Origin of the sequence: Tenacibaculum sp. 190524A05c, from assembly GCF_964036595.1 — a bacterium.
Lineage (GTDB): Bacteria > Bacteroidota > Bacteroidia > Flavobacteriales > Flavobacteriaceae > Polaribacter > Polaribacter platacis.
This window is the reverse complement of sequence record NZ_OZ038523.1, coordinates 971202-983530: the sequence shown is the minus strand read 5'-3', so window position 1 is coordinate 983530 and position 12329 is coordinate 971202. Positions and strand designations below refer to the sequence as shown.

Annotated in this window: 9 protein-coding genes and 1 other RNA gene; 7 read left to right on the top strand and 3 right to left on the bottom strand. The window is 32.6% G+C overall.

Going from position 1 to position 12329, the window contains the following annotated elements; all coding sequences use genetic code 11:
* Positions 1–17: 17 nt before the first annotated feature.
* Positions 18–1286 carry an amidohydrolase gene (locus tag ABNT61_RS04425; RefSeq protein WP_348742121.1) on the bottom strand — a complete coding sequence of 423 codons (1269 nt, stop codon included), beginning with the start codon at positions 1284–1286 and terminating at the stop codon, positions 18–20.
* A 260-nt stretch (positions 1287–1546) separates the two neighbouring features.
* On the opposite strand from ABNT61_RS04425, the gene ABNT61_RS04420 reads away from it, so the two are divergent.
* The 3 genes from ABNT61_RS04420 to murA all read left to right on the top strand — a co-directional run bounded on the left by ABNT61_RS04420 (position 1547) and on the right by murA (position 5906).
* On the top strand, positions 1547–3871 hold the full coding sequence (locus tag ABNT61_RS04420; RefSeq protein ID WP_348712310.1) for an ATP-dependent helicase: 2325 nt from the start codon (positions 1547–1549) through the stop codon (positions 3869–3871).
* A gap of 91 nt (positions 3872–3962) precedes the next feature.
* Positions 3963–4592 (top strand): DUF4290 domain-containing protein, encoded by a 630-nt coding sequence (locus ABNT61_RS04415; RefSeq protein WP_348742120.1) that lies wholly within the window; start codon positions 3963–3965, stop codon positions 4590–4592.
* Positions 4593–5906: a UDP-N-acetylglucosamine 1-carboxyvinyltransferase gene (gene murA / locus ABNT61_RS04410; protein WP_348745007.1), complete on the top strand. Its 1314-nt coding sequence runs from the start codon at positions 4593–4595 to the stop codon at positions 5904–5906.
* Between the two features lie 68 nt (positions 5907–5974).
* Here murA and ABNT61_RS04405 read toward each other — a convergent pair whose 3' ends face one another.
* Complete coding sequence (locus ABNT61_RS04405; RefSeq protein WP_348745006.1) at positions 5975–6178, bottom strand: hypothetical protein; 204 nt, start codon at positions 6176–6178, stop codon at positions 5975–5977.
* A gap of 155 nt (positions 6179–6333) precedes the next feature.
* Entirely contained in the window at positions 6334–6843 is a 510-nt protein-coding gene (locus ABNT61_RS04400; RefSeq protein WP_348712306.1) for a hypothetical protein, read from the bottom strand.
* Between the two features lie 186 nt (positions 6844–7029).
* Between ABNT61_RS04400 and ABNT61_RS04395 the strand changes: the two genes are divergently transcribed.
* From ABNT61_RS04395 to ABNT61_RS04380, 4 genes are all read left to right on the top strand, one after another.
* Positions 7030–7596, top strand: coding sequence for a nucleotide exchange factor GrpE (locus ABNT61_RS04395; RefSeq protein WP_348712305.1), 567 nt, complete (start codon positions 7030–7032; stop codon positions 7594–7596).
* A gap of 77 nt (positions 7597–7673) precedes the next feature.
* Positions 7674–8795, top strand: a complete 1122-nt coding sequence (gene dnaJ, locus ABNT61_RS04390) for a molecular chaperone DnaJ (protein ID WP_348745005.1) — start codon at positions 7674–7676, stop codon at positions 8793–8795.
* Between the two features lie 166 nt (positions 8796–8961).
* An RNA gene (rnpB, locus tag ABNT61_RS04385) (RNase P RNA component class A) lies at positions 8962–9270 on the top strand.
* Positions 9271–9527: 257 nt separating this feature from the next.
* Positions 9528–12305 (top strand): bifunctional aconitate hydratase 2/2-methylisocitrate dehydratase, encoded by a 2778-nt coding sequence (locus ABNT61_RS04380; protein WP_348742116.1) that lies wholly within the window; start codon positions 9528–9530, stop codon positions 12303–12305.
* The last annotated feature ends 24 nt before the right edge of the window (positions 12306–12329 follow it).

Below are 12329 nucleotides of genomic sequence, written 5' to 3'. Positions count from 1 at the left end.
GTATTCAATTCAGTTTGTTAATTATTTAAATAATCTAAAGTTAATTGTGTCATAGTTTTTACGCCTAATAACATTCCACTTTCATCAATTTGAAAATCTGGGGTATGATGTGGATAAGGATTCTTATTTCCCTTAGTTTTTCCTCCTAAAAAGAAATAAAATCCTGGTATTTCCTTTTGAAAAAACGAAAAATCTTCTGCTCCTGTAATCGCTTTAATAAGTTTTACATTGTCTTTCCCAGCCATATTTTGGAGTGTAGGAAGTACTTGTTTCGTCAATTCAATATTATTATACGTAATAGGATAACCTTTTTCAATCTCAATTGTTGCCTCGGCTCTGTACGATTTTGCAATAGCAGGCACCATTTCTTTCATTCTATCATTAATTTGTTTTTGCATTCCATAGTCTAAAGTTCTAATAGTTCCTATCATTTCTGCTGATTCGGGAATAATATTGCTTCTAACACCAGCATCAATTTTTCCAACAGTAATAACAGCTCCCTCATTAGTTAAGTCAACTTCTCTACTGATAATAGTTTGCAAAGCGTCAATAATTTTAGCTGAAATCATAATTGGATCTATACTTGCCCATGGTCTAGAACCATGAGATTGTTTTCCTTTTACTTTTATTCTAAATGTTTGGGAAGCAGCCATAATTCCTCCAGGTTTATAACTAATTGTTCCAACGTCTAATCCAGAAGAAATATGTAATCCAAAAATTGCATCAACATCAGGGTTTCTTAAAACTCCTTCTTTAACCATTAATTCTGCACCACCTTCTTCGCCTTCTGGCGCTCCTTCTTCAGCAGGTTGAAAAATGAATTTTACAGTTCCTTTTATTTTGTCTTTATGCTTCGATAAAACTTCGGCAACACCCATTAAAATTGCAGTATGTGTATCATGTCCACATGCGTGCATTACACCAACTTCTTTACCTAAATAGGTCGATTTTACAGTCGATTTAAAGGCTAAGTCATTTCTTTCTACAACTGGTAAAGCATCAATATCCGCTCTTAAAGCAATTACTTTTCCAGGCTTTTTTCCTTTTAAAATTCCAACAACTCCTGTTTTGGCAACATTTTCTTGAGTTTCAATACCTAAAGATTTCAAATGTTTTGCAATCTTTTTTGCAGTTTTAAATTCACGATTTGAAAGTTCAGGGTTTTGGTGAAAATCTCTTCTCCATTCAATTACTTTCTGTTCGATAGCCTCACAATCTTTATTTAATTGTTGTGAGAAACCAGTAATTGATACTAAAAGAAAAAGAAGGGCTTTGTATTTTTTCATTTTAAATAGTTGAATTACGTTTCTTTGATTTGATTCGGAAAAGGATAGCTGAACTAATACCTTCTCATGTATCAAATATAATAAACATAAAAGCGAAAAGCTGTTATGAAGTATTGTTATATTTTCTTCTTTATTCTAAAGGTAAGATATACTCAAGTTTATAAAGATTAAATTGTGAATAAAATTTAACCTTTTATGGTTTCTAAAGTAGAAATAATAACTAATTTAACACTTTTAAATACTTATCAAATTTATATTCTTTGAGTACTTATTTAGAACAACTTAACGAACCACAAAGAGCGGCCGTATTACAAAAAGATGGCCCAATGATTATTATTGCAGGAGCAGGTTCTGGTAAAACTAGAGTATTAACCTTTAGAATTGCTCATTTAATGGAGCAAGGAGTAGATTCGTTTAATATTCTCGCTTTAACATTTACCAACAAGGCAGCTCGAGAAATGAAAGAGAGGATTGGTAAAGTAGTAGGATATAGCGAAGCTAAGAATTTATGGATGGGAACTTTTCACTCCGTATTCGCTAGAATTTTGAGGTCAGAGGCCGATAAATTGGGATATCCATCGAATTTTACAATTTATGATACTCAGGATTCTGTTAGGTTAATTACATCAATTATCAAGGAAATGAATCTTGATAAAGATCGATACAAACCTAAGCAAATATTAAGTAGAATATCTTCATTTAAAAATAGCTTAATTACAGTTAGAGCGTATTTTAATAACTCTGACTTACAAGAGGCAGATTTAATGGCAAGCCGACCAAAAACAGGTGATATTTATAAAGAATATGTGGATCGTTGTTTTAAATCTGGAGCAATGGATTTTGATGATTTATTACTACGTACCAATGAATTGTTAGCTAGATTTCCCGATGTATTGGCGAAATATCAAAATAGATTTAGATATATACTTGTAGATGAGTATCAGGATACAAACCATTCTCAGTATTTAATTGTAAGAGCATTAGCAGATCGTTTCCAAAATATCTGTGTAGTAGGAGATGATTCACAGAGTATTTACGCCTTCCGTGGAGCAAATATTCAAAACATCTTAAATTTCCAGAAGGATTATCCAGATGTGAAAACTTTTAAGTTAGAGCAAAATTATCGATCTACGAAGAATATTGTTAATGCAGCTAATTCTGTTATTGCTAAAAATAAAACGAGATTAGATAAAGAAGTTTGGACAGCTAATGATGATGGAGGTTCTATTAAAGTAATGAGAACCATTTCAGATGGAGAAGAAGGACGTTTTGTAGCGCAATCGATTTTTGATAATAAGATGAACAATCAACTCACTAATGATGAGTTTGCCATTTTGTATAGAACCAATGCTCAATCAAGAGCAATGGAGGATGCACTTCGTAAAAAAGATATTAAGTATAAAATTTATGGAGGTATTTCATTCTATCAAAGAAAAGAGATTAAAGATTTACTTTCTTATTTACGATTGTTAATCAATCCAAACGATGAGGAAGCTCTAAAAAGAGTGATCAATTATCCAGCAAGAGGGATTGGTCAAACTACAATAGATAAATTAACTATTGCCGCTAATCATTACAAGAAATCTATTTTCGAAGTAATTCAAACATTACCGCTTTTAGATGTAAATGTAAACTCGGGTACGAAAACAAAACTTGAGAATTTTGCGAATATGATTCAGCGTTTTCAAATTGAGGCACAATCAAAAAATGCCTTTGAAGTTGCTGATTTAGTTGTGAAACAAACTCAGTTAGTTAAGGATTTACAGAAAGATGGAACTCCTGAAGGTGTAAGTAAAGTTGAAAATGTACAGGAATTATTAAATGGTATAAAAGATTTTATTACTGATAAAATTGAAGCTGGAGAAGATGCTTCTTTACCAATCTTTTTAGAAGATGTTGCTTTGGCTACAGATTTTGATTCTGATAAAAAGGACGAAACACCAAGAGTTTCATTAATGACCATTCACTTGGCTAAAGGATTAGAGTTTCCATATGTTTATATTGTTGGTTTAGAGGAGAACTTATTTCCTTCTGCAATGAGTATGAACACGAGAAGTGAATTAGAAGAGGAAAGAAGGTTGTTTTATGTAGCGTTGACTAGAGCTGAGAAACAAGCCTACCTAACTTATGCACAAACCAGATATCGTTGGGGAAAACTTACAGACGGAGAACCGAGTAGATTTCTAGAGGAAATAGATGATCAATATCTAGAGTACATAGCTCCAAGATTACCTGAACCTTCTGCAAATAGATTTATAGATGCAAGTTTATTTGAAGATGCACCTAAGAAAATCCGTTTCCAAAAGCCAATTCAAAAGAAGCGTAAGGAATTTATGGCTAAAAAGTCTGGCGATTTAATTCCTTCAAAAGGGAAAATGAAGAAGGTTTCTGAAGTTACTTCAAAAACTAATTTATTTGATAGTGAAGTTGTGATTGGAAATATAGTAGAACATAATAGGTTTGGAAAAGGAGAGGTTGTAGGACTAGAAGGAAAAGGGCCAAATAAAAAAGCAGAAATACAATTTGCAACGGCAGGGAAGAAAAAGTTATTATTACAGTTTGCTAAACTTAAAGTGATTGGTTAAAAACTCATTTTTAACAGCAATTAAGATTAGTATTAAGCAATAATTGATAACTGACAATTAATCCTTACTTTGCAATAAATAAAAAACGAATATGACGTTTGATTTAGAATATAATTCAGGAAGAACAAAATTAATTATCCCAGAATATGGGAGACATATACAGAAGCTTGTAGATCATTGTGTAAGCTTACCTTCGAAAGAAGAAAGAAATAAAATGGCGAAAGCCATAATTGATGTAATGGGTAATTTACAACCTCATTTAAGAGACGTTCCAGATTTTAAACACAAATTATGGGATCAGTTACATATTATGTCTGATTTTAAATTGGATGTAGATTCTCCATATGATCAACCATCTCAAGAGGAACTGAGAGAAAAACCTGATTCTTTACCATATCCTAAATCTGCTTCTAAATACAGGTTTTATGGTACAAACATTCAAACAATGATTGATGTTGCATTGACTTGGGAAGAAGGAGAAATGAAGGAAGCACTTGCTTTTGCAATTGCAAATCATATGAAAAAATGTTATTTAAATTGGAATAAAGATAATGTTGATGATGAAGTAATATTTGATCATTTATTTGAATTAACTGATGGTCAAATAAACTTTAAAGGAAGAGAAGATGAACTTGTAGATGCTAAGAGTATTCAAAGAACTAGAACAAGTCAAGGGAAGAAAAAAACAAACAACAAAAATTCTAAAAACAGAAAAAAGTAAATGGCGTCATTTAAAATTGAAGGAGGACATAAATTAAAAGGAGTTATTACGCCTCAAGGAGCAAAAAACGAAGCTTTACAAGTAATTTGTGCAGTGTTATTAACTCCAGAAAAAGTTGTAATTAATAATATTCCTGATATTATTGATGTAAATAAGTTAATCTTTATCCTAGGAGAATTAGGTGTGAAAATCGAAAAACTTGGAGATAATTCATACAGTTTTCAATCTGATGAGATTAATTTAAAATATCTTGAAAGTGCAGATTTTAAAAGAGATGGAAGTTCGTTAAGAGGTTCAATTATGATTGTTGGACCATTACTTGCTCGTTTCGGTAAAGGTTATATTCCTCGTCCGGGTGGAGATAAAATTGGTAGACGTCGTTTAGATACACACTTTGAAGGTTTCATTAATTTAGGTGCTAAATTCCGTTACAATAGAGAAGAATATTTTTATGGTGTAGAAGCTGAGGAAGGTTTAACAGGAACTGATATGCTACTTGATGAGGCTTCTGTTACTGGAACTGCTAATATTATCATGGCAGCGGTATTAGCTAAAGGAACTACAACTATTTACAATGCTGCTTGTGAGCCTTATATTCAACAATTATCTAAAATGTTGAATAGTATGGGAGCTAAGATTTCTGGTGTTGGTTCAAACTTATTAACTATCGAAGGTGTTGAGAGTTTAGGTGGATGTGAACACAGAATTTTACCTGATATGATTGAAATTGGTAGCTGGATTGGAATGGCTGCTATGACTAAATCTGAGTTAACAATTAAAGATGTAAGTTGGAAAGATTTAGGTCAAATTCCTAATGTATTCAGGAAATTAGGAATCAATCTTGAAAAGAAAGGTGATGATATCTATATTCCAGAACAAGATAGTTATGAGATACAAAATTATATTGATGGTTCTGTATTAACTGTTGCAGATGCACCTTGGCCTGGATTTACACCAGACTTATTAAGTATTGTTTTAGTAGTGGCCACTCAAGCCAAAGGAACAGTATTGATTCATCAAAAAATGTTCGAAAGTCGTTTGTTCTTCGTAGATAAGTTAATTGATATGGGAGCAAAAGTGATTTTATGTGACCCACATAGAGCAACGGTAATTGGTCATGATTTCCAAAGTCAATTGAAAGCTACTAAAATGACATCACCTGATATTAGAGCTGGAATTTCATTATTAATAGCAGCATTATCAGCTAAAGGAACGAGTATCATAAATAATATTGAGCAAATCGATAGAGGTTATGAAAAAATTGTTCCTAGACTTCAAGCATTAGGTGCAAAAATTGAAAGAATTGAAAATTAGTATCACATTCTGATATAAATAAAAAAGGCGTCTGTTTCAGACGCCTTTTTTTACATAAAAATCTAATTTTACATAATTTCTTCACAAGTGTAAACTTGAGGACAAGCCATAAACTTTTGGCAATACAATGGACCAGTAACATTACCAGCACAATCGCATCCGCATTTACTTAAATCTCCGTAACCGATTAAATCGATTCCTCCATTTACTTCTTGTTGTTGTGCTTTACTTAATGTAGTAGCACCTTTCACGTTTAAAATTGTTTTTTTCATGATTTCCAAAGGGACTTTTAAGTTAATATTTGATTAAACTATTTTAAAAATATGAAAGTAAGTTTTAATTAGGTAGAGATTCTCGAAAAAATAAATGTTAAAAAAAAGCATCTAAATTTTAGATGCTTTTTTATTAGTAAGTTAAAGTTGAAAATCTACTTTCCTTCAGTAGATTCTTTTGGCTCTTCTTTATGCTCTTCTAACATTTTTGTGTCCTCAGCCTTTACAGTTTCATGATCTTTAAGCATTTTATGATGTTCGTCAATCATTTCTAAATGCTGTTTCTTAAGTTTTTCATGATCTTTAGTCATTTCCTCTAAGCTAATTTTACCTGTAGCATGCTTTTCCTCAAGAGCTTTATGTTCTTCAACAAGAAGTTTGTGTTTTTCTATCAAAGAAGTGTGAGAACTCAATATTGTTGCATGATTTTTTTCATTAGCTACATGAATCGAATCATTTTCTAAATCTTTATGAGAAGAAACCATTTTACTATGATCATCGCTCATTGCAGCGTGTTTCTTTTCAATTTCTTCATGAGTTTTCATCATTGTTTCATGTTCTGCCACTAAAGCCTTATGTTCTGGACTTTCAGCTGGATTACTTTTACACGAAACAGTAATTAATACTAAACTAGCAGTTAAAACTTTTAATAAAGTCGTTTTCATAATAGGGGTGTTTTATATTTTATTGAAAGACAAGGTAATAAAAAAATAAGAATGTGGTTTTAGATTGGTTTTAAATTAAAACTATACTTGTATTAGATTTATGTTAATGTCAATATGGCATTATTTAACTAATGGCAGTATTCTTGCTAATTTTGTATGAGAAAATTATAAAGAAACTATTTTACAATGAGTAAAGGTGAATATACAAAGGAGGATGAGATTAAAGATGCTGTTGAAAACGGTGATTTAAAAATAAATCCTGAAGATAATGCTGCTGAAAATAAAGAGGAAACAAAGAAAGAAGAACCAACAACTGAGGATTTATTAAAAGCTGAGAAAGACAGATATTTACGTCTATTTGCAGAGTTTGAAAATTATAAAAAGAGAACTACCAAAGAAAGAATTGAATTATTTAAAACGGCAGGTCAGGAATTAATGACAGTTTTACTGCCAATTTTGGATGATTTTGAGAGAGCTTTGACACATATTGAAGATGATAAAGAGGCAGAAGAGCTAAGAAAGGGTGTTTTATTAATATATCAAAAACTTCTAAAAACGTTAGAGCAAAAGGGATTATCTGCAATTGATGTAAAGCAAGGAGATGATTTTGATGCAGATACTCATGAAGCAATAACGCAAATTCCAGCACCTTCAGAAGATCTAAAAGGAAAGATTATTGATTGCGTTGAAAAGGGATATAAGTTAGGAGATAAAATTATTCGTCACCCAAAAGTAGTTGTGGGACAATCATAAACATAAACAATGTACACTGGTCAATAAATTAGTATCAAATTGATAATCGATTATTGATCATTGATAATTGAAAAAACATGGCAAAACAAGATTATTACGAAATATTAGGAGTTTCTAAATCGGCTACTCAAGCTGAAATCAAGAAGGCTTATCGTAAGATGGCGATTAAATATCATCCTGATAAAAATCCTGATAATAAAGAGGCTGAAGAAAAGTTTAAATTGTGTGCGGAAGCATATGAGGTTTTAAGTGATGAGCAAAAGAAAGCTCGTTACGATCAATTCGGACATGCAGCGTTTGAAGGCGGAGGCGGCTTCGGCGGCGGCGGTATGAATATGGATGACATATTTAGCCAATTTGGTGATATTTTTGGAGGAGCCTTTGGAGGAGGTTTCGGTGGTTTTGGTGGCGGAGGTCGTCGTCAAGCTAGAGTTAAAGGAGGGAATCTTAGAATAAGAGTTAAACTTACTTTAGAAGAAATCGCGAATGGAGTAGAGAAGAAGGTGAAAGTACGTCGTAAAGTTCAAGCCGATGGAGTAACGTATAAAACGTGTTCAACATGTAACGGTTCTGGACAAATTATGCGTGTTACAAATACTATTTTAGGTAGAATGCAAACCGCAACTACATGTAGTACTTGTCAAGGTTCTGGTGAAGTAATAGATAATCGTCCGAATGATGCAGATGCACATGGAATGATTGTAAAGGAAGAAACGGTTTCTATTAATATTCCAGAAGGTGTTACAGAAGGTGTTCAATTAAAAGTAGGAGGAAAAGGTAACGAAGCTCCAGGTAAAAACTCTATTCCAGGTGATTTACTAGTATTAATTGAAGAAGTACAACACGAAACGCTTAAGAGAGAAGGAAGTAATATTCACTATGATTTATACATCAATTTTTCTGAAGCAGTTCTAGGGACTTCTAAAGAAATCGAAACTGTAACAGGAAAGGTTAAGATTAAAATTGATGCAGGAACCCAATCAGGAAAGATTTTAAGATTAAAAGGTAAAGGATTACCAAGTATCGAAAGATATGGAAATGGTGATTTCTTAATCCATATTAATGTGTGGACGCCTCAAGAATTAACAAAAGATCAACGTAAGTTTTTTGAATCAATGTTAGGGGATGATAATTTTTCACCTAATCCTCAAAAAAACGACAAATCATTTTTTGAAAAAGTGAAGGACATGTTCTCGTAAAAAATAAAGATTTTTTATTTTTTTATTGTTACATGTAAAAAAATATGGTATATTTGTACCATCTAGAAGACGTTCTAGATACTTTTTCTTTTTCATAGCAATTTTCCCACTCAATCTTTGAGTGGGTTTTTTTATGAAGATACTTTTGAAAGATATATAAATACATAATGCAGATCAGTCTTATCGCTAGAGTATTTTAAACTTTAGAGGAAAGTCCGGACACCAAAGAGTAAGCATAGCGGATAACATCCGTCCAGTGTAAACTGAGGACAAGTGCAACAGAAAGAATGTACAGGTAATGCTGTAGTGAAATCAGGTAAACTCTATGCGGTGCAATGCCACGTATATTAGAGCTTGAGTGCTACTCGTACGATTCTAAGGGGTAGGCAGATAGATTTTATGAGTAATCATAAACCTAGATAAATGATAAGAACTTTTTAAGTTACAGAATCCGGCTTATTGATCTGCTTTTTCCTTTTTTAGCTTATTTAGAATTAGTTTAAGGTATGGTGAAATGAAAAAAACATATCGAAATTATCAACTTGATAATATTTTAACTTTTCGAAAGAGTTAAAACTTAATTATTCGTAAAAATAACAGTTTTTATTATTGATAATTTAGTTATTTCGAAGTTTCGTTGTTTATTTTCAAAATATTAGCTAAAGTCGTACTTTTGTCTGATTGAAATTAACGAAAACGATTTCATAACAGCCTTTAACATTAAAAAGATTTATGAACACTTACAAAGATTACATTCAAGAAATTGAAGAGAGAAAGAGTCAAGGTTTACATCCTAAACCAATCGATGGAGCGGAATTATTAAGTGAGGTAATTGCACAAATAAAAGATGCTAACAACCCACATAGAAAAGATTCTCTTCATTTTTTTATATATAATACTTTACCAGGTACAACTAGTGCTGCTGGTGTAAAAGCTAAATTTTTAAAGGAAATCATTTTAGGAGAAACTGTAGTAGAGGAAATTTCTTCTGAGTTTGCTTTTGAGCAGTTATCTCACATGAAAGGAGGTCCTTCAGTAGAAGTGCTTTTAGATTTAGCTTTAGGAAATGATGATGCAATTGCAAATGAAGCGGCGAAAGTATTAAAAACTCAAGTGTTTTTATATGAAGCTGATACTGAGCGCTTAGAAGAAGCAATGAAGTCTGGAAGTGCTATTGCTAAGGAAATTATAGAGAGTTATGCACAGGCGGAGTTCTTTACGAAGTTACCAGAGATAGATGAAAAGATTGAAGTAGTAACATATATAGCAGGTGTTGGAGATATCTCTACAGATTTACTTTCACCAGGTGCAGATGCACATTCAAGATCAGATCGTGAGTTACACGGTCAATCTATGTTTGAGCATAATAAAGATATGCAAAATGAATTATTAGCATTACAGAAACAACATCCAGATAAAAGAGTAATGTTAATTGCAGAGAAAGGAACAATGGGAGTTGGTTCTTCTCGTATGTCAGGTGTAAATAACGTTGCATTATGGACAGGAATTCCTTCTAGTCCTTATGTACCTTTTATCAATATTGCTCCAGTAATTGCTGGAACAAATGGAATAGCTCCAATTTTCTTGACTACTGTTGGTGTAACTGGAGGTATTGGAATTGATTTAAAGAATTGGGTGAAGCAGAAAGACGAGAATGGTAATACTATCGTTGATGAAGAAGGAGATCCAATATTAAAAGAAGTATATTCTGTTAAAACAGGTACAGTTCTTACTATAAATACTAAAGAAAAGAAATTATATAATGGAGATACTGAGTTGAAAGATATATCAACTGCATTAACTCCTCAAAAGATGGAGTTTATTAAAGCAGGAGGTTCTTACGCTGTAGTTTTCGGTAAGAAATTACAAACTTTTGCTTGTAAAGTTTTAGGAATTGATGTTCCTCAAGTATATGCTCCTTCTAAAGAAATTTCAATTGAAGGTCAAGGATTAACTGCAGTAGAGAAAATTTTCAATAGAAACGCTGTAGGAAATACTCCGGGAGTTACATTACATGCAGGTTCTAATACTCGTGTAGAAGTTAATATCGTAGGATCTCAAGATACTACAGGATTAATGACTTCTCAAGAGTTAGAAATGATGGCAGCAACTGTTATTTCTCCAATTGTAGATGCTGGATATCAATCAGGATGTCACACAGCTTCTGTATGGGATGACAAATCTAAAGCTAACATTCCTAGATTAATGAAGTTTATGAATGACTTCGGTTTAATCACAGGACGTGATCCTAAAGGAGTTTACCATGCGATGACTGATGTAATTCACAAAGTATTAAACGACATCGCTGTTGATGATTGGGATGTTATTATTGGTGGAGATTCACACACGAGAATGGCAAAAGGTGTTGCTTTCGGAGCGGATTCTGGAACAGTAGCTTTAGCATTAGCAACAGGTGAAGCAACAATGCCAATTCCTGAGTCAGTTAAAGTAACTTTCAAAGGAGATATGGTTCCTTACATGGATTTCCGTGACGTAGTTCATGCTACACAACAACAAATGTTAGATCAGTTTGAAGGAGAGAATGTATTCCAAGGAAGAATTATCGAAGTACACATTGGTACATTAACTTCTGATCAAGCATTTACATTTACAGATTGGACTGCAGAAATGAAAGCTAAAGCTTCTATCTGTATTTCAGAGGATGAAACATTAATTGAATCACTAGTAATTTCTAGAGATCGTATTCAAATTATGATCGATAAAGGAATGGATAATGAGAAACAAGTTTTACAAGGTTTAGTTGATAAAGCTAATAATCGTATTGCTGAATTAGAGTCAGGAAGTAGACCAGCTTTAAGACCAGATGCTGATGCGAAGTATTATGCAGAAGTTGTTATTGACTTAGACAAGATTGTTGAGCCAATGATTGCTGATCCAGATGTAAATAACGAAGATGTTTCTAAGCGTTATACTCACGATAATATTCAACCTTTATCTTTCTACGGAGGAACTAAGAAAGTTGATTTAGGATTTGTTGGATCATGTATGATTCACAAAGGAGATATGAAGATTTTAGCTCAGATGTTAAAGAACATTGAAGCTCAACAAGGTGAAGTTAAGTTTAATGCACCTTTAGTTGTAGCTCCTCCAACATACAACATTGTTGATGAGTTAAAAGCAGAAGGTGATTGGGATGTTTTAGCTAAGTATTCTGGATTTGTATTTGATGATGATGCTCCAAAAGCAGCAGCGCGTACAAAGTATGAAAACGTTTTATATTTAGAGCGTCCAGGATGTAACCTTTGTATGGGTAACCAAGAAAAAGCTGAGCCAGGAGATACTGTAATGGCAACATCAACTCGTTTATTCCAAGGTCGTGTTGTAAGAGATTCACAAGAGAAAAAAGGAGAATCTTTGTTATCATCAACTCCTGTAGTTGTATTATCTTCAATTTTAGGAAGAACTCCAACATTAGAAGAGTATCAGGCTGCTGTTGAAGGAATTGTGTTAACTAAATTCAAGCCTTCACAAAAGCTTTTAGTTGTATAATTAGCAACTATCATAAATATTATA

Excerpts from the sequence above, each read along its gene's own strand:
- ABNT61_RS04425 (WP_348742121.1), bottom strand. The coding sequence starts at position 1,286 with ATGAAAAAATACAAAGCCCTTCTTTTTCTTTTAGTATCAATTACTGGT.
- ABNT61_RS04415 (WP_348742120.1), top strand. The coding sequence starts at position 3,963 with ATGACGTTTGATTTAGAATATAATTCAGGAAGAACAAAATTAATTATC.
- murA (WP_348745007.1), top strand. The coding sequence starts at position 4,593 with ATGGCGTCATTTAAAATTGAAGGAGGACATAAATTAAAAGGAGTTATT.
- ABNT61_RS04405 (WP_348745006.1), bottom strand. The coding sequence starts at position 6,178 with ATGAAAAAAACAATTTTAAACGTGAAAGGTGCTACTACATTAAGTAAA.
- ABNT61_RS04400 (WP_348712306.1), bottom strand. The coding sequence starts at position 6,843 with ATGAAAACGACTTTATTAAAAGTTTTAACTGCTAGTTTAGTATTAATT.
- ABNT61_RS04395 (WP_348712305.1), top strand. The coding sequence starts at position 7,030 with ATGAGTAAAGGTGAATATACAAAGGAGGATGAGATTAAAGATGCTGTT.
- dnaJ (WP_348745005.1), top strand. The coding sequence starts at position 7,674 with ATGGCAAAACAAGATTATTACGAAATATTAGGAGTTTCTAAATCGGCT.
- ABNT61_RS04380 (WP_348742116.1), top strand. The coding sequence starts at position 9,528 with ATGAACACTTACAAAGATTACATTCAAGAAATTGAAGAGAGAAAGAGT.